Here is a 21,788-nt window from a genome sequence, read left to right as displayed (position 1 = left end):
ACCCACCGGAACCGTCCACCCGGCCTCTCTCAACACACCCACAACACACCAGGCCAGCAAGCCCGCACTACACCAACAAACCCCCCTCCCAGCGTCACCGCCACGGGCCTCGTCCACCAGAGAGGGGTCGTCAGGTATGGACTACACTGACTGCATCACGTCCTGGAAGCTGTTGCGATCCTCGGTTGCCCCGGAGGGCGACCGCCACGATGGCCTCCTTGGCGAACGCGGGCGTGAACTCCCTGTTGCGATCCTCGGTCGCCCCGAAGGGCGACCGCCACCGTCGGTGAGCGCGCTGAGGCCGTCGCGGCCGTCGATGTTGCGATCCTCGGTCGCCCCGAAGAGCGACCGCCACTAGCCAGCCCTGTGCTTGTTACGCTTGACCTGCATCGTTGCGATCCTCGGTCGCCCCGAAGGGCGACCGCCACCCGTGCGCGGACCCGAGCCACGACTGATCATCGGACCCGTTGCGATCCTCGGTCGCCCCGAAGGGCAACCGCCACGTGATGGCCGCGGGCGTGGCCTACGCCGACGAGCGGTTGCGATCCTCGGTCGCCGCGGAAGGCAACCGCCACGGCCGGGCTTGTTCGGAGAGCTGTGCTTCTTGACGTAGTTGCGATCCTCGGTCGCCCCGAAGGGCGACCGCCACGCGCGCAGAGTCCCGCATGGTGCGCGTGACCTTGCTGTTGCGATCCTCGGTCGCCCCGAAGGGCGACCGCCACTCGCCGTCCTGGACCACGGGCCGCTTCCACCTCTTCGTGTTGCGATCCTCGGTCGCTCCGAAGGGCGACCGCCACCCCTCGAATACCCCATCTACAGCGGCCATGCGGTCGTAGTTGCGATCCTCGGTCGCCCCGAAGGGCGACCCCCACGCCCTGCGCGCGCGAGCCGGTCGAGTCGCGCAGCTCGTTGCGATCCTCGGTCGCCCCGAAGGGCGACCGCCACCGCTGACGTGGGCGGACCTGCCGCTGCCGCTGCGCTGGTTGCGATCCTCGGTCGCCCCGGAGGGCGACCGCCCCCCGCTCCTCTACGGTGCCCGGGAGACCGGCTGGACGTTGCGATCCTCGGTCACCCCGAAGGAAGACCGTCACCCGCCAGTCCGCCCCATATCGACCGCCGGAGCTGCGTTGCGATCCTAGGCCGCCCTGAAGAGCGACCACCACGCTGGGACGTCCTCGGGGAAAACATCCTGCCCTGGATGTTGCGATCCTCGGTCGCCCCGGAGGGCGACCGCCACATGGATCCGGTGACGACCGGATGGGCGCCCAAGCTGTTGCGATCCTCGCCCCCCTGAGAGCGACCGCCACTCTGGTCCTCGAGTTCCTCCTCTAGGCCGTACACGAGGTTGTGATCCTCTGTCGCCCCGAAGGGCGACCACCACTCAGGAGTACCAGCTCACCATTGAGGCGCTGGACTCGTTGCGATCCTCAGTCGCCCCGGAGAGCGACCGCCATCCGGGCCCATTCTCGCCGTCGGTGCCATCACCGTCGCGTTGCAATCCTCGGTCGCCCCGTAGGACGACCGCCACGCCGGTGTGGTTCTACGACAACCCGGCCGACTTCCAGTTACGATCCTCGGTCGCCCCGAAGGGCGACCGCCACGTCCATGGCGGGTACCCAGGAGGCCTGGGCTTCGGGGTTGCGATCCTCGGTCGCTCCGAAGAGCGACCGCCACGCGGGAAGCCGGGCCGGCCACACGGAGGGCGTTGTAGTTGCGATTCTCGGTCCACCCCGGAGGACAACCGCCCCCTGAGGACGCGACGCGGGTCCCGTCCCAGAGCGAGGGGTTGCGATCCTCGGTCGCCCCGAAGGACGACCGCCACGAGTCGGCAGGGAAGAACTGGGCGACCTGCCCGGTGTTGCGATCCTCGGGCGCTCCGAAGGACGACCGCTAGGACGCCACTGTCCCGGAACACTGTATCGATCGGTGGGACCTTCAGTCGCTGCCCGTTTCACTAGACGGCGGGTTCGATTCCTCGTTGGGGGTGGTAGGGGCCTGTCCACTCGTATAGGTCGCCGGCGATTTCGACGGCGTGTCCAGCCTTGATCGCTGTCTCCAGTTCTCGTTGTGGGATGGATGCCATGTGGGCCTGGAGTGTGCGGTAGGTCTCGGGGGTTGGTATCCCGCTACGGAGTTGTTCGATGGCATTTTGGGCGGCCTGCCGGTCGTTCTGGTTGAGCTGGGAGCGGATGGCGACGATGGCTACGGAGTGCTCGTTGTCGATCACGCGCATCTGGCGGGCGGTTTCCGGGTAGTCCAGCTTTGCTCGCAGTGCTTCGATGGCTTCTCCGGTTGCTCCGTTGGGGTCTGTGGAGGAGCGTCCGGCCTGGAGTCGGTAGCGGTGCTGGTAGTAGGAGCGCAGTGTGTCCAGATCGTCTGGGTCTGCGAGGCCCTTGCCGAAGCGGCGGGATGCTGCGGCGATGCCGCATCGGTTGTAGATCGCTTGTGGCTGGAGACCGTCGGTCGGTTCGAAAATGGTCATGATGCTGTCTTCGGTCGGGCGGTGCCCTTCACGGTTGATGCGCCCGGCGGCTTGCTGTTCGGACTCTGGCAGCGATCTGGCGCGGTATCCGCGCGGGAAGTCGAGGTCGACGCCGGCCTCGATCAGCGATGTCGACACCAATAGTGTGTCCAGGCCGGCGTCGAGGCGTTGCTTTGCCGCTTGGATGGTTTCTCTGCGGTGGCCGCCGGTCATGCGGGTCGACAGGTGCAGGGTGCTGGGGTCCTCGTCGCGGTCGCCAAGCCAGAACTTGTGCACGTGGTTGGCGTCTTTCGTTCCGTTGACCACCATCAGAGCCTGGCCGTGTGTTGTGGCCTCTGCGGCGATGCTTTTGAGGGTCACCTCTGGGCCGGTGCGCCAGTCGTACCGGACCCGGCGGAGCCGCTGGAAAAGCGGTGCGGGGTTGGCGACAATGTCGCGCTGTGGCAGGCCGGTCTGCCAGGGGTTCAGTGCGGTGAGTTCCGGTTGTGTGGCCGAGGACAGGACCAGGGTCACGCCGTAGTGCTCGACGAGCTCCCGAAGTCCGGACAGGATCGGTGTCAGCAGGGTGTCGGGGAGGGCCTGGACCTCGTCCAGGACGATGACGGAGTCGGCGAGCCGGTGCAGTCGGCGGGTGGCTGACGGGCTGTTGCCGAACAGGCTCTCGATCAGCCGGACCATGGTGGTGACGATGAACAGGGCGTCCCAGTTCTCCGCGGCCAGTTTCGCCCACCGGTTAGAACGAGCACGCCTTTGGTCTTGGCAAATGTCGCCTGAGGTGCCTGCGGACCGGGGTGCGTGCCGGTCGGGCGCCTCGAAGTTCACGGCGGAGTGGTGTTCCAGCACCGTCCGCGGCCCGTGCTCCGGATCCAGCAGGTTCCGGTAGACAGCCGCATTCTGTTCCGTGATCGAAATGAACGGGACCGCGACGATTACGCGCCGCAGCCCGCGCAGCGCGGCATGTCGGAGTGCGAATCCTCCGCCGGCGAAGGTCTTGCCGGCGCCGGTCGGCAGGTGCAGCCGGTACACCCCCGGCTCACAGGCCGCGGTTTCGATCGCCTCCTGATAGACGTCCTCGCGGAGCCCGTCCAGCCACGAGGGCTCCTTACGGCGTCGACGCTCGGCGAGGGCCTCTTGGCGGCGGGTCTCGTACCGTTCCCACAACTGCGGCATGCCCGCATCCGGCCGGGGAAGCGGGCCCGGTCTGAAGTGCGCGGCGGTGTCCAGTCGGTCGGCGTCGATCACAGCCGAGTAGGTCATGCGGACCAGCATCTCCACGCTGATCCTGTTGCACGGGTCGAGCCAGTCCGGGACAGGCGGGCAGGTTCCGTCCAGGATCTCCGGCATGACTTCGGCGACCCGGCTGATCGCCTCGTTGACCTTTCCGGAGTCCCGCATCAGGCCCTTGAGCCGGACGCTGAGTTCCGACCAGGCGGACAGGCCGGTGTGGTGTCCCTCGATGACGCCGGCGAACGGTGTCAGCACCGGATGCTGCCGTGCTACTTGAGCGAACAGGAACGCTCCGGCGTCATGGTGTGCGGGGCGGCGGACCTTCCGGCCGGTTGTGGCTTCTTCGATCAGGCCGTCCTGCCAGGCGCACGCGCCCTTGCCGGTGTCGTGGTCGCGTCCCAGCCGGTAGGCGAGTTCTCCGCCTCCCCATGGCTCGGCGAAACGTCGGGCCAGCTCGCCGGTGCCTCGGGCGTGGTCTTCGTACCAGTGCCAGATGCCCCGACGGCCCGGTGAGTGGGCTACGAGCCTGCCTGCCGGAGCTGACATACGTCCCGATATCTCATCAACTGCCTTTTCCGCAACCATACTTGACTTACCATCACTTATGCGTTGAGATCCGGCTAGATGACTGTTCACTACCGGCCTGCGTACCGACGGTCGTTGATCGGGGCAGTGCGACGACGCTAGCCACCGGCACTGACAACGGGCCGAGCCAGCTAGGACATAAGGCGGGAAGGTGCATGATTTCTACACAATCACGACAGCGTGAGGAGAAGGCCGCCCGGCCACTTCACGTGCAGGTGGAGGCCTGGGGTCCGCTGGCATGCTTCACCCGCCCGGAACTCAAGGTTGAACGGGTCTCCTACCCGCTCATGACCCCCTCGGCCGCGAGAGGGCTGCTCGAGGCGATCCTGTGGAAACCGGAGATCACCTACCAGATCGAGCGGATCGAACTGCTCAAGCCGGTGCAATGGACCAGCTTCCGCCGCAACGAGGTCAACAACTCGATCATCACCAAGAAGGCCTTCGAGGACCTGCGCGCCAACAACGGCTACCGGTATGACGTCGCCGAGGACCGCGGGCAGCGCGTCACCGTCGCACTGCGCGACGTCGCCTACCGCATCCACGCCACCATCAACGCCACCGACCGCTGCACCGCGCCGCTGCCGAAGTACCGCGACCAGTTCGACCGCCGCGTCAAGCGTGGTGCCTGCTTCGAGCAACCCTACTTCGGGTGCCGCGAGTTCGCGGCCTTCTTCGGCCCCCGCGGATCAGCGCAGGAGGCCGGTGTCGTCACCGCCGCCGACCAGGCTGGCATCCCCCCGATCGACGAGATCGGGCTGATGCTCCACCACATCGAGTACCTGCCGAACGGCAAGGAGCGCTACCACTGGTTCCGTGCCCGTCTTGAGCGCGGTGCTCTCCACGTGCCGGACCGCCCGCTCGACCCCGCGCAAGTCGGCCAAATGCCCGGGGCCGAGGGCCGTGCTTCTGCCGAGGGGACGGCCTGAAGTGCTCCTGCACAACCTCGTCCAGCACGCCGACAGCCGCGAAGACGCCGTCCCCGACTACTACCAGCGGCGTCCGATCATGTGGCAGATCGACCTTTCCAGCACCAGCGATGCCGAGCCGCTGATCATCGACCTGCGTCCCCCCAAAGGGGAAGAACCGCGGAAGGTCACCGCCCCCTACACCGGCCGCTCCGGGAAGAACCCGCCGCCGTTCCTGCTCGCCGACAGCGCGCTGTACGTTCTCGGCCACCCCGGCCTGGTCAAGGGGCCCGACGATAAGAAGGTTCCGTCGACCGACCCCAAGGACATCGCCAAGGCCGAGGAGCGTCATCTCGCCTACCGCACCGTGGTGACCTCCTGGTGCAACGAGCACCCCGGCCTTCCTCAGGCCCGCACCCTGGCCCAGTGGCTGGACAGACCCTTCACGCCGGACGACTGGCCCGAGGAGATGGATCAAGGGCACCTCGTGGCCATCAGCGTGGACGGCGAGTGGATCCACGACCTCCCCCAGGCCCAGCGCTGGTGGGCAGAAAAGGTCAAGAGCACGAAGAGCGGCAAACCGGGCAAGGATCAGGAAGGCATCTGCCTTGTCTGCGGGCAGACGGGAGCGTTGCTGTCCACCCTTCCGGTCCCCGTCAAGGGCCTTCCCAACTCCGGGATGAACACCCAGCTGATCTGCCTCAACCAGCCCGCCCACTACCGGGCCGGCATCAAGCAGCTCGGTGCCACCCCCGTCTGCGTCGACTGCGGAACCAAGGCCGCCACCGCCCTGAACGCACTGCTGGCCGACCCCGAGCACCACACCCGCGCCGGCGACTCCGCCATCGTGTGGTGGACCCGCAACCCCGCCACCGAAACCGACATGTGGACCCTGGACAACCCCGAACCCACCGAGGTTGCCCAACTCGTCGACGGACTCAACCACCCCCACAAGGGACGCGACGCGCTGGCCGCTTTCGACGACGACGCCTTCCACGCCGTCACCTTGCGGGTGAACACCAACAGGGTCATCGTCGCCGACTGGATCACCATCCCCGTCCCCGAACTCAAGCAGCGGATCGGAACGTGGTTCACCGACCAGCAAACCTGGGACGGCTGGAACAACACCTACCTCTACTGGCCCATCTGGCGCTTGGCCCTGGCCGCCGCCCGCTGGGACAAGCGCAAGAACACATACATCGACACCACCATCCCCAAGCACCTTCAAGCCGACCTCGCCAAAGCCGCACTCCACGGCACACCGCCACCGGCCCACGTCCTGCCGGTCCTCATGCAGCGCATCCGCGCCGACCACCACATCGACCGGCCCCGCATCGCACTGCTGCGCCTCGCCCTGACCCGTACGACCACCCGCCACAAGGAGCTGTGCGTGCCCCAGCTGAACACCACCTCGACCGAACCCGGATACGTGTGCGGACGGATCATGGCCATGCTCGAAGCGATCCAGCGCAAGGCCATGCCCAAGGTCAACACCACCATCACCGACAAGTACCTGACCACCGCCGTCGTCTCACCCCGAGCCGTCCTCACCCGCCTCCGCATCGGCGCACGCCCCCACCTGCGCACCATCGCCCGCAAAAGCGAACCCGCCGCCAAGGCCATGGAGAACCGACTGCGCGACGCCTTCGACCTGCTCGACACCCTCCCCGCCCACCTCAACGCCGAGCAGCAGGCCCTGTTCATCCTCGGCTACGAACACCAGCGCGCTCACTCCGCCCGAGCCGCAGCCGAAGCCATCAAAGCCCGCGAAGCCGGCAAGGAACTCGCCGACGACCAGACCGCCGACGCCCTCCCCGAGGCGGCAGAGGACGCGGACACAACCGACAGCATCCTCTGGTAAGCGCCTCGCAGTCCCCGGGACCGTCACCTCGGAAAGGAATCAAGCACAGTCATGACCGCCGCACACCTGGACCCCACCCGCAAGCACGACTACGTCTTCCTCATCGACGTCAAGGACGGCAACCCCAACGGCGACCCCGACGCCGGCGGCATGCCCCGCACCGACCCCATCACCAGCCAGGGCATCATCACCGACGTCGCCCTCAAGCGAAAGATCCGCAACACCATCACCCTCGCCCACCAGGGGCAGCCCGGCTTCGAGATGTACGTCGAGGAAGGCGTCGCCCTCAACCCGCAGATCCAGCGCGCCTACCATGAAGGCGGCACCACGGAAGGCGACACCGCCACCGCCCAGCAGTGGATGATCCGCAACTTCTACGACGTGCGCATCTTCGGCGCCGTCATGTCCGTCGGCGACCAGAAGAAGCACGCCGGCAGGGCCCGCGGCCCCATGCAGCTCACCTTCTCCCGCTCCATCGACCCCGTCACCCCGCTCGAGGCCGGCATCACCCGCGTCGCCCCGAACAAACCCGAGGACCTCGCCAACGGCAAGGTCACCGAGATGGGCAACAAGCACTACGTGCCCTACGGGCTGTACCGCGGCCACGGCTTCTACTCCGGAGCCCTCGGCACGAAAGCCGGCGTCACCCCGGAAGACCTCGCCGCCTACTGGCACGCCATGACCATGATGTTCGACCACGACCGCGCCGCCTCCCGCGGCGAAATGGCCATCCGCGGCCTGTACATCTTCACCCACGACGACGCCTACGGACGAGCACCCGCCCACAAACTCTTCGACCTCATCCGCATCAAACCACTGGGCCACAGCGAAGCACGATCCTGGGACAACTACACCGACCACATCAACATCGACGAAGACAACATCCCCGACGGAGTCACCCTCACCCGCCTCATCGACTGAGCCGACTCAAAAGCGCGGAACACGGCTCAGAGCTACGTACCATCTCGTAGCGGTCGCCCTCCGGCATGACCGAGGATCGCAACCAAATTCAGCGCTCGATCGTCATTCCACAGGGTCAGATTGGCGGTCGCCCTCAGGAGTGACCGAGGATCGCAACCACATTGAAGTGGACGCACTCAAGCAACTTCAGACGATGGCGGCTGCCCCCGAGGCGGCCGAGGATCGCAACAGCATCACCGTCGGCGAGCACGGCTACGCCATCGCGGCCAGCGGTCGCCCTCCGGGGCGGCCAAGGATCGCAATATCGGGTCCTTGATGTGCCGCGCAGCCGGTCCAGGGGCTAACAGTCGCCCTCCGGGGCTACCGAGGATCAGTGGGCAGAATCACCTGCTGGAAGTCTCCAGTGGCGGCCGTCCTTCGGGGCGACCGAGGAGCGCAACTTCTGTTCCTTCCGGATGGTGAAATACAGGTCGGGCCCCGGCGGTCGCCCTCCGGGGTGGCCGAGGATCGCAACATGGTGATGCAGGGAACCGGCGGAAACCACAGTTCCTGACGGGCACCCTTTGGGGCGACCGGGAATCGCAACGACACCGGCTCCACTAAAGTCGGCGCCGCACTGCGCTTCGCGGTCGCTCTCCGGGGCGACGGAAGATCGCAACCGCACGTACTACACAGGCCAGCAAGCCCTGGCGGAGGTGGCGGCCGCCCTCGGGGCTGCCGAGGATCGCAATGGCACTCAAGCTGAAGAACTGGGAGACGCGCTGTTCGCGCTTGTATCCCGCGTACAGCTGGCGGTCGCCCTTCGGGGCGACCGAGGATCGAAACCATTCGTGATGCCACCCGGCCTTGACGCGGCGGCCGACTGTCGCCCTGCGGGGCGACCGAGGATCGCAACACCGCCAACGGCGCGTGCAACCTCATCAACGTGAGCTGGCGGTCGCCCTCCGCGGCAACCGAGGATCGCAACATCTCGTGCGGGCTTCCATCCGCTGCACCGTGCTCCTGGCGGTCGCCCTCCAGGGCGACAGAGGATCACGACGGCACCGACTACGCGTGCACCGTGGCGCACGCGCAACTGGCGGTCGCCCTCCGGGACTGAGGACCGCAATCGGGTCGACGTCTACCGCTACTACCTGATCCCCAACGCCCTCCGGTCGCCGCGTCCGTAGACGTGGCAGAAGAGCCGGTCGTCACTGGCGGGGACGTCGGGGCGGAGCCAGTTCAGTCCCATCAAATGACGTGCACCTTCCGAGAGCCAGGTGCCGTGGGCTGCAAGGTCGGCTGCGATGCAGCGTCATACCGTGGGTCGCGTCTTCACCAGGGCGGCTCTTCCTGGCTGCGGAAGGGCGACTGGTTTTCGTAAATCCACATCTTGGGACTGCATATGAAGCGAGGATGCTGCTCCTCGTAGGGCACATCGGTCCAGACGTCGGGGTTCGCGGCAAAGGCCCGACACAGGCCGGCCTGGGAGTCCTCGTCCAGCTCATCCGGGGCCACAATGATGAACTCGTCGCCCAGCCGGTTCATGGTGAACGCGGTGATGTAGTCCAGGTGGTCGGAGAACACTTCCAAGAGTCGTCGGGCGTCGGGCCACTTGTCGTACGGCGGAGTCGGAAGGGTGACGTACTCGATGAACCCGTGGCCTCGGGCGACGAACGCCTGGAACTTGCTCCAGTCGTTACCCTCGAGCAGCATCGCAAGGTACGACCCGAGGTCGCCGTCGTCGTCATCCAGGATGTTCGAGCTGTTGTAGAGGAGGCATGACCGGAAGTGGTCGACGACTTTCTGCAGGCGGATGATGCTGACACGTAGGAGTGCGTAGGTCTGTGGCGACAGTGCGCGGTTGTGGGCGAGGACGTTGCGGATCTCGCGGATCTCGTCGAAGTCTCTCGCGATCGCCTGCTGATCCTGCCCTGCCAAGTGGTGAACGTCGCCCGCGATCCGCGGGTCGGTCAGCATGGACAGGAGCTGGCCGATGTCGGACTGCCAGATGAGGTCACCGCTGGTCTCGGCGTCAAGGTGCAGGCGCTGGCGGCTTCTCTCAGCGAGGCGCTCGAGGTTCTTGCGTAGTTTCCGGTCCAGGTGCTGGTGCCACAGGGCTCCGTAGGCGCGCATCCAGGAAGCCAGGCAGAGTCTGCGCAGCCACCCTTCCAAGGTGTAGATGTCTCGGTAGGCTTGCTGGTTGATCCGCGGCACCAAGAACTCGCCGTCGAATTCGAGGTCCAGCTGCTGCTCGAAGTCCACCATCCCTGCTTCTCCCCCCAGCCGCTCGCCCGGGCTGATGGCACCATTGTTCCAGGACGTCCTGGAAGCTGCCGACGCTGCTGTCGTGAAGGTGGCCGGTCGGGGTGTGACGCCAGTCCTCTCCAGCTGTAGAGGCCGCCACCCCTGTCCACCGCAGACGCCGCAAGCCGGGCAACTCCCTGCAGGACCGCCAGTAGATCATCGTCGGTCATGTCGTCCCCGTCCTCAGACCGGACCCGCGTGGTCCAGCGGCCTGCGAGCTCTTCCAGCTCGGCGGAGCTCGCGTTGGCCAGCGCCCGGGTCAACCGCTGCGGCAGAGCGAACACCTCAACGCCGTCGTTCAAGGGGGCAGTGACCCACTCACCAACGTCCAGCAGTGGATGTGCGAGCACATGCTCGGCAGTTTCGGGGTGCGTATCGGAGCACCACGCGCAGCAGGAGGTCGAGGGTGTGGCGGCCTGGGTGTTCCCTCTGTGCTGGTGGAACACGCCTCGGTGTTCCAGGTTCCACCGCCGGGGTTGCAGCGGCCGAAGCCGGGGATGACTGCGACATGACGTAAGTCGGGAAGCCGGTCGGTTAGCCTTTCACGGCGGTGTGACTTCCTTCTGCCATTCCACGGGGGAACCATGCATTACCCGGAGATCGACTTCTCGCGTATCCGGTCGGCCGGGGCTGAGGGACAGCGGTCCGGCTTCGAGCAGTTCGTCTGCGAGCTCGCGGCCGAGGACCCGCCGCAGGATGGTGCCGTGTTCGTCAGTCTCGCCGGTGCCGGCGGCGATGGCGGAGTCGAGTGCTTCTGGACCCTTGCCGACGGCACGGAAGTCGGCTGGCAGGCGAAGTACTGGATACGGCAGGAGGAGGTCGACAAGGCCCAGCTCGACCAGTCCGTGCGGACCTCCCTGGAACAACACCCGCAGTTGGTCGAGTACATCATTGCCATCCCGGTCGACCCCACCGGACCCCGGCAGGGAAGGGGCAAGTCGCTGCACGAGAAGGTCTACGATCCGGGCGGTTGGCTCAGCGGCTGGCAGAGCGCGGCGTCCCAGCGCGGCATGCAGGTCAGCTTTCGGGCGGAATGGGCCACGAATCTGATCGCACGCTTCCGGCATATCGACGTCACTGGAGCGCGAACACGCTACTGGTTCGACGCCGAGATCCTGGCCGACCAGTGGTGGCAGGACCGTCTGGAGGAGGGTGTTGACGTGCACCAGCGCCGACTGGAGCAGGTGCAGGGCGAGCATCGAGACTTCCTGGGACTCCTTGTCGGAGCCGGTCAGGTTGCCGTCCTTGCCGTAGAACAGGTCGTGGTTGGCTGAGTTCCAGTTCTCCACGACCTGGAGCCCGTCGTTGATCTCGCGCCTCAGCTCGGCGTTGGCGAGGTAGTCGCAGATGAACGCCGTGCGCACCGCCCGCCCCAACTCTTCGATCGCGCGGTAGGTGGGGTGCTTTGGGCCGCCGCGGGTGAAGCGCCGAAGGACCTGATCGGCCTCGGCGGTGCCCAGGCGCAGGGCGGTGGTGTACTTCACGATCTGGTCGTACTGCTGGCGGATCAGGTCCCAGTCGATCGTCTTGGTCGACAGCACCGGCGCCAGGTTCGGCCACTTCTCGTCCTCCCCGGCCGCCGGCCGGTACAGGCGCGCGGAGCCGACGTTCTTCAGCCGGGGCAGCAGGTTGAAGCCGAGCATAGAACAGCTCCACCAGCGAGTCGGTGATCTCCGTCTCCCGCACGTGGCACAGCGCGGCCAGCAGCGTGTACCGCACCGGCCCTGCCGCCGCGCGAAGGTCCGAGGGGTACTCCTTCGCCGCCCGCGCCCGCCAGGCCGCCACCAGCTTCCCCGACACGTCCGCGAACAACTCCGGCGGCAACTCCAGCGCCCGCACCCGCTGGAGCTTCTTCACCTCCGCCAGCAGACTGTCCAGCCCCAACGCTCCGGGATCGGCCTTCAGCTCGGTGAAGAGCGTGCCCCCGCCGCCCGCGCTGTCGTCCGCGCCGGTGTCCTCGGCGATCAGGTCATCCAGCCGGGACCGGGTCGCGGCCGACAGCCGGCCCACAGTGGCCGCGCAGAACCGTTCCTCGAAGGTGCTGACCGCCTTACCCACCAGCCGGGCGATCTGCCCTGGGGCCGGCGGCTCCAGCCGGTCCTTGCGGCAGCGGGCCACCACCGCCTCCGCGAGCCGGTCCCGATTCAACTCAACCCCGCACAGCTCGACCGCCAGCCACTCGGCGAGCTGGTCCTGGTGCTCCTCCGTGCACTCACGGAAGCCGAACGCGCCCCGAATCTCCATCCGGTGCCGCTTGATCGCCCGCCCCAACCAGTCGTAGGCGGCCCACTCCTCCGCGGACACCCTCACCTGCTGAGCGACGTACGACACCGCCGGCACCGGGATCTCCCCGGCGTCCTCCGGGAACCGGGCCTCCACCTCGAAGAACTTCAGCAACAGCGCGAACCCCAACCGGTTCGCCCCCGACTTGTTCCGCAGTCGTTCCTGGTCCTCCTCCAGCAGCGTCCAGACCTCGATCAGGTCCTCCGGCTCCCACTCCTGCCGCACTCTGGGCTCCTTCCGGTCGTCATGACCGGACCAACCTCTCCGAGCACGGTCCCCGATGAGCCCAGAGGATCGAAACCGCTGACAAGCCCATTTCTGATCCGCTACAGAGAGCTACTTGTCACTTCGCCGCAGCTTCGGGAGTACAGGGCCTCATAGAGGCGCAGCGTCAGGCCGGGTACGCCTCCGAGACCGTACGGCTACGCGCCACCCTGCTCACCGAATTCCTGGAGCACGTCCTCGACAAGACGAAGACCACCTCCCTCACCGCCGAAGAGCTCGTCCAACCCGAGCGCGCCGAGTCCTGGCTCGCCGCCGCGAACGCCGGCGAGACCCGCTGCCGCAACACCCTCACCGGCCCGGACGCCGTCGCCGCGCACGACTCCCAACGCGCCCGCATCCAGACCTACAACGCCTTCACCGACTCCCTCGGCCTCTCCAACCTGCGCCGTACGTACCCGCCATCCGGACACGCCGACCGCCTCGAACCCGAACAGGCCTGGAACCTGCTGCGCACCCTCGCCGTCAAGCGGCCCACCGGGGCAAACGCCGCCACCGCGATCCGCACCGCCGCGGTGGCCGCCCTCGTCGCCGCCACCGGCCACTCCGTGCCCAAGCTCCACCCGCTCAACGTCCCCGACCTCGACCTGAAGCGCCGCCCCCTCCCCATCGTCACGATCGACGGCGTCGACCACCCCCTCGACAAGCACACCGCGGAAATCGAGCGCCGTTGGCTCGACGTCCGCGCCGGCATCACCAAGGAGCTGGAAGGCACCGACCCCGGCTACCTATGGATCCCGACCAAACCCGGCCGGACCCGAAACGGCGTAGAGCCACCCAAGCCCGGACTGACCCGGACCGCCGTACGCACCCTGCACTCCGCACACCGCACCCTCGTCCTGCAGGTCTTCGGCGCCCCCCTACGGCCGCTGGCACTGCTCCCCCGTGGCTGACGCGGCTACCGTCGAGCCCAGCTCGTGGGGCCCGACCAGAAGACCACCGCGAATGACGCCGACAGGTCCCTAATGCCGGCGAAGCCAGCCTCGGGGAACATCAGTACACCGATTATCGGTGAGACGATCATGGTGCGTCTCAAGCGGTATGGGCCGGTTCCAGGCACCGCCTCAAACCTGTGAAAGAGCCGCCCGTTCCACGGTCGTCACGTCGTCAGACTGATCCGTCAGCTGCCCCAGCATCCTCGTCATCCGCCTGGCCGCCCGCGCCGTGACCCGGACGAAGCCTTCCAGCACCAGCAGCACCACTGCACCGGCCGACACATAGAAGGCCAGCGCGGCGAGGCTGGGGGTTGAAAACGTCGGGATCAGCGAGGGCTGAACCCACGTTGGTCAGCTCTCTGTGGCCCAGATGATGCCGCAGCACGTGATGCCGAGAAGCGACAGGGTGGCGAACGTCCACGCTCCCCAGTCGGCTGGGTCACGGTGACAGGCGTGCCCCAGTAGGCCGGCGATGAATGCCAAGATCACGGAGGTTGTGATGACCATGGCCATGATCAGGATTTTGGTGCGACGGCTTGTCTTGGTGTTCACGGCCGTCTCCGCCCCTTCGTCTCGTTAGGGGGTCGGCCGAGATGTTCTGCAGGGCAGCTCTCAACCGAGCCACCCCATGCATGGGTCGCTCCGTTGAGGCTGCTGCCGATGGGTCAGGGACCTCAGATAACGCTTGCGCAGTGACCAGTGTGCGCGCCGATAGGCGCAACACTTTCCGGACGGATCAAGCTGCGCTACCCGTCCGTACTCTCCAACCGAAAGCATCCATCGCTGCTCGGCAGGTAGTGCCCGGTCGACCTGGAAGTCGAAGCCGTGCCAACGAGCGTACCGCAGCTCGCGGTTGCTGTCCTGAGCCGTTTGTCAGTGCCAGGTGTCACCATGTCTGGTTGCAGCGATGGTGAACGAGGGGGAGGCATCTATGCCTTGGGTACGGCCGTATCAGGCGATGTAGCGCTGGTGGATCATGCGGCCCTTGTTCCACTCGGTGGTGCCCTTTGCCCGGTACGGCATCCTCAGCCACCACAGGACGGTGTTGCCGGCCTGGTCCACGAGTTCGATGTTGTTCTGGGTGAGCTCGTTGGTGACGTACGTGGACAGCTGGTCATGTACTTGGACCTCCAGCTGTAGGGAGGCCAGGTACGAGGCCAGTTTCTGCCGCAGACCACGGCGGCGGTGGAACCACCAGCTGTCGCGGTGGGGCATCGGATCAGGTACCAGAGCGGCCAGCAGTTCATCCGCTCCAACGATGGCCGGCGCCACTCCCCCGCTATCAGGCAGACGACTGAGCAGGTACCCCACCGCGGCCTCGTAGGCCACAATTTGAGCTCCGCCGTCGCCCGCTTGAAGCATCGGCCCCCAACCGGGCTTGAGCCTGGCGGGCACCTCCATAAGGTACGGTTCGTAGCGCATCAGGAGCTGGTTCTCCTCGTGGTACTCCCGGATCAAGGCCAGGACGTACTGGAGCTTCCCAGGTATCTCGATGTCCAGCGGTTCGAAGTTGGCCAGCAGCGCCCTGCAGTGATCGCGTTGCGCGAGGGATGACATGGTGGTGGCCCGGTCCCGGAAGGACAGCGGTTGGACCACTCCCGGTAGTCCTGGCACCGGTCCGTCACCGTCCGGCTCACCGACGATGCCCAGCGCCATGGCCCGCCATCGTGCCCTGAGTTCTACCGCGTCTTCTTGCGGCAGCCGCAGCGTCAGCAGGTGCAGGATGCGCCACAGGTCCCCCAGTTCCAAGGTGGGAACCAGGGGGGACTGCCCGGCATGCGCCATCCGGGGCTGAAGCAGAGCGCTCACGGCAGAGGAACCCGGCTCGGTGAGGAGGAGGAACTGCCTGATCAGGAAGTCACGCAGAAGATTCGGACCCGAGAGGCTGACCTGATCTCGGCGGCTCGCCGCAGTGTCCCGGCGCGCCTGTTCCAGGATGCGTGCTGCCTCCGCTCTGGCCTCTCCAAGGGTCTTCTCCGCCTCCATGCGCAGGTCGGAGGCGCGCTGCAGTTCAGCGGCGGCCTCTTCACGGAGACGCTCGGCCTCGCCGTCCTCCCTGTGTTGCCCTTCTCCGGCTTCCGCCTCCAGACGTTTCTGAGCCTTGGCCGCCCAGGTGACCGTGTACTTGGCCTTCATCCAGCGTTGATGCCATTCCTCCTGCAGAGTGGCATCGCCTGGCCGGAGCTGGCGGATCAGTTCCATGGTGAAGTCGTAGTTTGGGAGCCTCTTGCCGTTGAACACCTCTGACAACGTTGAGGTGGGCAGCGTGCAGCGACCGTCCTTCTTCGACTTCTTGTGAAGGGTCAGCTGGGCGGGTGCCCCACAGGCGATGCGGAGGATCTCCAGGGTGGTCGCGAATTCCTCCAGCACCCGCTCCCCGGCCGACATCAGCTCCTGGTCGGTGAGGCCCGAAAGATCATCTATGGCCATGTTCCCCGCGTTCCTGCCTCCGAAAACCCCAGCGTATGCCTCTAGCCAGGAACATCTGCCGATATTCGCGAACATCCAGGAACGTCACCGAGTAAGTGTCTGGTTCGGTCGGATGTGAATCAATTCACGGACGAAACAGGGAGATTCGGAGTTGTCCGGGTTCACTTCGCATCGTGGGATCCGGCCCTCGTCCGCCCGCCAATGGAAAGCACCGCCGCTTGTCCTGCCCCCGGGAGTCGGGAGCTGCAGCAGTACCGGCGGGAGGAGGGAGAGAACGATGACGTACGTGGACCAGCCCGAGGCGGCAGACGCCGAGAACACGGTCTGGACAATCAGCCTTCAGCGCCGCGGCCTGGAGGTGAAGGCCGGCCGGCACCTGCACTTGTCGCTGTCGCGGACGCTGCTCTGGTGGCTCGTCAGCGTCATTGGCGCGGCCAGCGCAAGCCCGTACTGGACGACGCTGATCCGGTAGAACAGCAGCGCGCGGCACCGACGCAGCACAAATCCTGGCTGCGCCGGTGCCGGCGGCACCTCGCCCCGTGACTGCCGACGGCTACCGGGCCAAAGTGACCGTGATCGGCACGTCTGGACAACGGTTCAGCACCTCGGAGAGCGCGGCCTGCTCGGCCGGGTCGATGCTCAGGCTCCAGCGGGTCTTGTCGGCGACCCAGTCGGTGACGTACTGGCAGCGGTAGGCATCGGCCGATGGGAGCCGGGTCGTCGGCGGGTCCTGGTCGGCCTTGGACCGGTTGGAGGTTGGCGGAGACGGCGATCAGCGCGCGGGCCCGCCTGACGGGGCACGGCCACGACGTACTAGGGGTGTTCAACTACCGATCAATTCTTGGACAGCGGCGTTTGGGCATCGACCGCTGAGCCGGAATCGACTCCCGGCGTCGAACAAGGGTGTTCAACAAAATTGGGCGCCCAACAACCATCCGCCCCCGGAAATGACCAACGCTCTGGGGGTTCGCGGCATATGACGTGATCCGCCTCATGGGACCTACTGAAGCCTAAGAGACCTGAAGTCGAGAGACATCTCGCTGAAAATCTCCCCGTACGCCACCCCTATTGCCACCAGCTTCGCATAGAAGCAGACCCACATAATCGGCAGGATGGCGGCTGGGGCATCGCCGATATCGTCCTCGTCCACATCCTTGTTCGGGATTCCTCCTCTTTGCTTCTTCTCCTTGTATCGCACCCAAATAGCGAACGTAGCTGTCGTCCTGGCGTATTGCAGAAGGTCCAGGGACAAGGCGCTTACCAGGGCGATTCCTGACACCAGCAGAGTTTCGCTGAGATGGATGGCTGACTTTTGAAGGCCACCAGCCAGAAGCCATACGACCGCAAGCCCGGCGATCCCCAGTTGCCGGGTCTGTTGACTGGCTGTGTCGCTGGACTTGTAGTAAGCCGCGCGTCCTGTTTTCAGCTTCACCGTGCCTGGCCTCTCGTTTCCTTAAGAGGTCCAGTCCCGCCACCATTTCCCTTGGCTCCGCTTGCCCTCTTGACGGCCGCCCCAGTCTTTCTGGCGGTGGACTTCTTCGCTGCGGCCTTGGTGGACTTCTTCGCTGCGGCCTTGGTGGACTTCTTGGCGGAGACCGTCGTCTTCTTGGCCGTCGTCTTCTTGGCCGTCGTCTTCTTGGCCGTCGTCTTCTTGACTGTCTCAGGAACGCCGCCGGTGATGCTCCCCTTCGGAGCCTTCCTTACGGCAGTCGCACCACCACGCGGAAGCTTCTTCGAGCCGCTCACCAGGTCCTTGAAGCCCTGACCCGCACGGAAGCGTGGCACGGAGGTCTTCTTGACCCGGACCCGCTCACCGGTCTGCGGGTTGCGGGCGTAGCGGGCGGGACGGTCCACCTTTTCGAAGGACCCGAAGCCGGTGACCGAGACCCGGTCTCCCCCGACGACCGCTCGGACGATGGCGTCCAGTACCGCGTCGACAGCATCGGCGGCCTGCTGTCGGCCACCCATCTTGTCGGCAATCGCTTCTACGAGCTGCGCCTTGTCAATTCGGTCCTATGTGCTGGCGGCGGCAAGGATCTGACCGTAGGAAGGATTCGCTCGCTGGAGCGGGACGCCGTGGCCACGGCCTGAGTATTTCCTTCTGTTGGCCTATGAAGTGAGATGCACCCTTTTCAAAGCCTCCGCGCCACCCTGATCATCAACACCGCAGCGCTCTGGGACTTTTGGCCGGAGTGGAACACAGCGACCCCGGGACACACACACGACCGGGAGCCCGCCCTGCTCCGTTCCTGCTCGACCCCTGGAATCAGAACCGAGCTGCTCGCATGGACTACAGCACGCCGAGCAGGGCGTTGTCCTCCCACTGGTCGACGACTTCGAGGTAGCCGGCGAGGACCTTGGAGTGCGGGGCCCATCCGCCCTGCTTGGCGATGACGATCTGGTCGTGTCCCTTCAGGCGGGAGGACGTCGCGAGGCCGCGGCGGGGGCTGTGTCCGGTGAACCCGATCTGGATTCCGGCGCGTTCGCCGGCGCGGGTGACGACGTCGCCGATCGACTCGGGCTGCAGTCCGCCCTTCATGACGGTGTGCCAGCGGTTGTGCAAGCGGCGCCAGGCGTAGCCGTCCGGGTCGGTGAGGCCGGCGGCTTCCTTCCATGCCTGCCACGCGCGGACCGGGCAGATCGAGGGCCGCGAGCCGTGCGGGACCGGCACGATGCGGGGCCGGACCTTGGACACGCGCAGGTCGGCCTGGATGCCGCCGGGGGTCTCGGCGTAGTCGCGGACCCGGTTGAAGGCCAGTTCGTGCTCGCGGCCGGCGACGGCGAAGTGCATCAGCACCAGGGCACGGTCGCGGATGCCCGTGAGGTTGTCCGGACACGCGGCGCTGATCCTCACCAGGTGGTCGACCAGCAGCGGCGGGGCCTGGCCCCGGCCGCGGGTCTCCCCGTTCTCCTCCATCTCCTTCACCAACTGCTTGAGCCGGTTGCGCGCGAGCCGGGCGACCCCGTCCTCCAGCCGCAGGCCGTGGTCGGCACGGGCGGACACCACGGTGCCGGAGATCCGGCGGTCGATGGTCGACGGCGCGGTGAAGGTGCCCTTCTTCCCTCCGGGCTGGGTCCACAGCCACTCGACGTACATCAGGAGGGTGCCGAGGGTGACGGCGAGCAGGGGGACGCCACTGTCGGCGCAGAACTTGCTCCAGCTCGTCCAGTCCTGGGCGTAGCCCTTGCGGTCTCACCCACCCGCGATGAGCTGAAGTGGGTGGCAGTGGCGACGGCCGGCGTATCGCTACCTCCCTGGTCATACCGCCCGGGTTGGCCGGCCGATTTGCCACCGAAAACGCCAGAGCCCCGCCGGCCTAGCCGGGGCTCCGCTCATTCCCTCCGCTTGCGCCAGGTGCCGAACAGGCCGCCCACGGCGCCGATGATGATCGAGAACCCGGGGTCCTTCACGATGACGTAGAGGACCGCGCACACGGCCAGGAGGACGACCAGGGCGACGAGGTCGAGCACGAGGGAAGGCTTCGGCTCGGGCTCGGCGGGGAGCTGGGGAGTGGTATCGATGTCTGCCATGCCATCAGCACAACGGCACGGCGCGGAAAATGCCTAGTCAGGCAGACGGACCCGCCCGCACTCGGACGCCAGCCGAGCACCACCGAACGCGAGTAGCGCCTCGCCGAACGGGAGCACCGCATCGCCGAACGATGGACCCGTTCGGGACCGTTCGGCCGATTTCGTGGGCGTTCGGCCCCCGGTATCCCTACCGTGTTGCCATGAAAGAGGGGAAGACACCAGAGGAGGCCCCGGGTGACGCCGCGGCGATCGACACGTACGAGGCGGCGCTCACCGCCTTCATGGCCGCGCTCAACGAGCTGCACATCCGGTGTGATGCCCCGTCCTATGCGGACCTGGACAAGAAATCCGGGGGCAAGCTCAAAAAGGCCACCATCACCGAGGCGCTGTCCGGCAAGCGGCTGCCGTCGATCGACTGGACGATGACGTTCGTACGCACCGTCAGCATGGCTCTCCCCACTGCGGAGCATGGCGAACTCGCCGACGAGTGGCGCAAGCGCTGGCAGGACGCCAAGCGCCTGCAGCGCCAGGCGCAGGGGCCGTGGAAGAGGGTGCGCGCCACCGCGCAGGCGGTCCTCGACGAGGCTCGGCAACTCGGCGAGCAGGAGGCCGAAGCGATCAGAGATGGAGCGCGAGCAGAGGCCGAGCAGACCCTCGCGGAGGCCCGCCAGGAGGCGGAACGGATCGCGGAGAAGCGTGCCGCGCTGGAGAGGGAGAAGGCGCGGACCCGTGAGAAAGCCGAGCGGCTGCTTTCCGAAGCACGCCGAGAGGCGGAAGACGCTCGCGCGGCGGCCAAGGCGGTAGGAGACGAAGGGCATCGGATAGCTGCAATCATCATTGATGGTGCCCGCAAGGAAGCCGGTCGTATCCTCGCGGAGGCTCGTGCCACGGCGGTGAATCTCGCACAACCGCGGACGAAGGAGCCAGCTCAGATAGACGTCGAACGCGCGCTCGCCCAGGCTGGGGCATCGCCTAAGGAGCTGCCTACAGAAGAGAAAATCGAACGCGATATCCTCAATGGAACAACGTCCGACGACTACGCCCCATTTTGGTTCGAGGTTCGGGGCAAGTGGCCGCTGTCCCCATTAGGCCACATCGCCACTTTCGGGTATCTCCATCCAGAAGAGAGGTACCTGGCGGTAGGCGAGACCAAGAAGGGATTGGTCGTAGCGGACAAAGGTCGGGTCGGCATCCTGAGACAGCCCACCCAAATTGAAGGCCACGGCTACGCCAGCCCCTCTGATGTCACCCAAGTACTTGGCATGGTGCAGGCCCATGCGCGGACGATGTGTCCCGTTCCTGCGCCACCGTCAGCAGCAACTCCCTCCGAGGTGGGGCGAGAAATCGTCGCGGGCCGGGAAAACAATGCAACTCCACCGCTGGACTGGCTCAGCACCATGCTCAAGGAACCCGCGACGCAGGAGAATATCGCACCGAATGGTGACCAGCACTTCATTCCACGCTGGTTCACAATATCCAGAGCGCTGCACGTTCTCATGATTGAGGGATCGCGCTTGGAGATGCTCGTTCCGGGAACCTGGTACTTGGCGCTGGGAATCGGCACGGATGGAGCGATCCTCACGGCAGACAAGAACGGCGAGGTCGGGCTCCTCCGGGGCGCGAACGACCCGCAATGGGGCGAAGAAATCGACCCCGCCTATGCCCAAGCAATGATTAAAGCTCTCCGTGAGGGTACGCCCAAGCCTGCTCCTCCTCTGCGTCCCGCTGAACTTCGGGCAGCGCTGCGGAAGCACTATGGGCAGCCGCAGGATGTGATCGTCCCGCCGGACGATGAGCCCGTCGACGACTATGAGTGCATCGACATTTCCCAATACCTGCTCGGGGGCGTCCCGGAGTTCCGCTTGTGTGAGATCGACTACGGGGACGATGAGGACGACGAAGCCCCGCCGGCCTGAGCCGGGACGGGGCCCTACGCGAAGGTCGGCCTCGGGGAACATCAGTACAGCGGTTAAGGTCTTTGGAGGAGAGGGGGGGGGGGGGGGGGGGGGCGGGCGGGGCGCGGGGGGGGGGCGCGGGGGGGCGGGCCGGGGGCCGCGGGG

General features: G+C 66.4%; 15 protein-coding genes and 1 pseudogene. 6 read left to right on the top strand and 10 right to left on the bottom strand.

The window, feature by feature from the left end:
* Positions 1–1,954: 1,954 nt before the first annotated feature.
* A complete protein-coding gene (locus tag ACIHEJ_RS35430; protein WP_400141707.1) occupies positions 1,955–4,255 on the bottom strand; it encodes a CRISPR-associated endonuclease Cas3'' in 2,301 nt (766 codons plus the stop codon).
* 248 nt (positions 4,256–4,503) lie between these two features.
* Here ACIHEJ_RS35430 and cas5c point away from each other — a divergent pair, with 248 nt between their 5' ends.
* Genes cas5c through cas7c form a run of 3 tightly spaced genes read left to right on the top strand, consistent with a single transcriptional unit; the run spans position 4,504 to position 7,981 of the window.
* Positions 4,504–5,220, top strand: coding sequence for a type I-C CRISPR-associated protein Cas5c (gene cas5c / locus ACIHEJ_RS35425; RefSeq protein WP_400141706.1), 717 nt, complete (start codon positions 4,504–4,506; stop codon positions 5,218–5,220).
* 1 nt (position 5,221) lies between these two features.
* A complete protein-coding gene (gene cas8c, locus ACIHEJ_RS35420; RefSeq protein WP_400141705.1) occupies positions 5,222–7,060 on the top strand; it encodes a type I-C CRISPR-associated protein Cas8c/Csd1 in 1,839 nt (612 codons plus the stop codon).
* A gap of 51 nt (positions 7,061–7,111) precedes the next feature.
* The gene (gene cas7c / locus ACIHEJ_RS35415) at positions 7,112–7,981 is read left to right on the top strand and encodes a type I-C CRISPR-associated protein Cas7/Csd2 (RefSeq protein WP_400141704.1); all 870 of its coding nucleotides are present in this window, start codon (positions 7,112–7,114) and stop codon (positions 7,979–7,981) included.
* 1,314 nt (positions 7,982–9,295) lie between these two features.
* On the opposite strand, the gene ACIHEJ_RS35410 is transcribed toward cas7c, so the two are convergent.
* The 3 genes and pseudogenes from ACIHEJ_RS35410 to ACIHEJ_RS35400 all read right to left on the bottom strand — a co-directional run.
* The gene (locus ACIHEJ_RS35410) at positions 9,296–10,228 is read right to left on the bottom strand and encodes a hypothetical protein (protein ID WP_400141703.1); all 933 of its coding nucleotides are present in this window, start codon (positions 10,226–10,228) and stop codon (positions 9,296–9,298) included.
* A 581-nt stretch (positions 10,229–10,809) separates the two neighbouring features.
* Positions 10,810–11,910: a Tn3 family transposase gene (locus tag ACIHEJ_RS35405; protein WP_400141702.1), complete on the bottom strand. Its 1,101-nt coding sequence runs from the start codon at positions 11,908–11,910 to the stop codon at positions 10,810–10,812.
* Between the two features lie 463 nt (positions 11,911–12,373).
* Positions 12,374–12,775, bottom strand: a pseudogene (locus ACIHEJ_RS35400) (DUF4158 domain-containing protein); the annotation flags it as partial.
* 572 nt (positions 12,776–13,347) lie between these two features.
* Between ACIHEJ_RS35400 and ACIHEJ_RS35395 the strand changes: the two are divergent.
* Positions 13,348–13,725: a hypothetical protein gene (locus tag ACIHEJ_RS35395; RefSeq protein WP_400141701.1), complete on the top strand. Its 378-nt coding sequence runs from the start codon at positions 13,348–13,350 to the stop codon at positions 13,723–13,725.
* A 393-nt stretch (positions 13,726–14,118) separates the two neighbouring features.
* Here the strand turns inward: ACIHEJ_RS35395 and ACIHEJ_RS35390 are convergent, their stop codons facing one another.
* Both ACIHEJ_RS35390 and ACIHEJ_RS35385 read right to left on the bottom strand, forming a co-directional pair.
* The gene (locus tag ACIHEJ_RS35390) at positions 14,119–14,319 is read right to left on the bottom strand and encodes a hypothetical protein (RefSeq protein WP_400141700.1); all 201 of its coding nucleotides are present in this window, start codon (positions 14,317–14,319) and stop codon (positions 14,119–14,121) included.
* Positions 14,320–14,718: 399 nt separating this feature from the next.
* The gene (locus tag ACIHEJ_RS35385) at positions 14,719–16,197 is read right to left on the bottom strand and encodes a hypothetical protein (RefSeq protein ID WP_400141699.1); all 1,479 of its coding nucleotides are present in this window, start codon (positions 16,195–16,197) and stop codon (positions 14,719–14,721) included.
* A 277-nt stretch (positions 16,198–16,474) separates the two neighbouring features.
* On the opposite strand from ACIHEJ_RS35385, the gene ACIHEJ_RS35380 reads away from it, so the two are divergent.
* Positions 16,475–16,669: a hypothetical protein gene (locus ACIHEJ_RS35380; protein ID WP_400141698.1), complete on the top strand. Its 195-nt coding sequence runs from the start codon at positions 16,475–16,477 to the stop codon at positions 16,667–16,669.
* A gap of 528 nt (positions 16,670–17,197) precedes the next feature.
* Here the strand turns inward: ACIHEJ_RS35380 and ACIHEJ_RS35375 are convergent.
* The 4 genes from ACIHEJ_RS35375 to ACIHEJ_RS35360 all read right to left on the bottom strand — a co-directional run bounded on the left by ACIHEJ_RS35375 (position 17,198) and on the right by ACIHEJ_RS35360 (position 19,728).
* A complete protein-coding gene (locus ACIHEJ_RS35375; RefSeq protein ID WP_400141697.1) occupies positions 17,198–17,629 on the bottom strand; it encodes a hypothetical protein in 432 nt (143 codons plus the stop codon).
* Entirely contained in the window at positions 17,626–18,204 is a 579-nt protein-coding gene (locus ACIHEJ_RS35370; protein ID WP_400141712.1) for an HU family DNA-binding protein, read from the bottom strand. The genes ACIHEJ_RS35375 and ACIHEJ_RS35370 overlap by 4 nt, the downstream gene beginning before the upstream one ends.
* A 283-nt stretch (positions 18,205–18,487) precedes the next feature.
* Complete coding sequence (locus ACIHEJ_RS35365; protein ID WP_400141696.1) at positions 18,488–19,294, bottom strand: integrase; 807 nt, start codon at positions 19,292–19,294, stop codon at positions 18,488–18,490.
* 236 nt (positions 19,295–19,530) lie between these two features.
* Positions 19,531–19,728, bottom strand: a complete 198-nt coding sequence (locus ACIHEJ_RS35360; RefSeq protein ID WP_400141695.1) for a hypothetical protein — start codon at positions 19,726–19,728, stop codon at positions 19,531–19,533.
* A 200-nt stretch (positions 19,729–19,928) separates the two neighbouring features.
* Between ACIHEJ_RS35360 and ACIHEJ_RS35355 the strand changes: the two genes are divergently transcribed.
* Positions 19,929–21,644, top strand: coding sequence for a hypothetical protein (locus tag ACIHEJ_RS35355; protein ID WP_400141694.1), 1,716 nt, complete (start codon positions 19,929–19,931; stop codon positions 21,642–21,644).
* Positions 21,645–21,788: the final 144 nt, after the last annotated feature.

Source organism: Streptomyces sp. NPDC052301 (genome assembly GCF_044593395.1).
Classification (GTDB): domain Bacteria; phylum Actinomycetota; class Actinomycetes; order Streptomycetales; family Streptomycetaceae; genus Streptomyces.
Note: the sequence above shows the minus strand (reverse complement) of the source record. Positions and strands in the feature narration are given on the sequence as shown.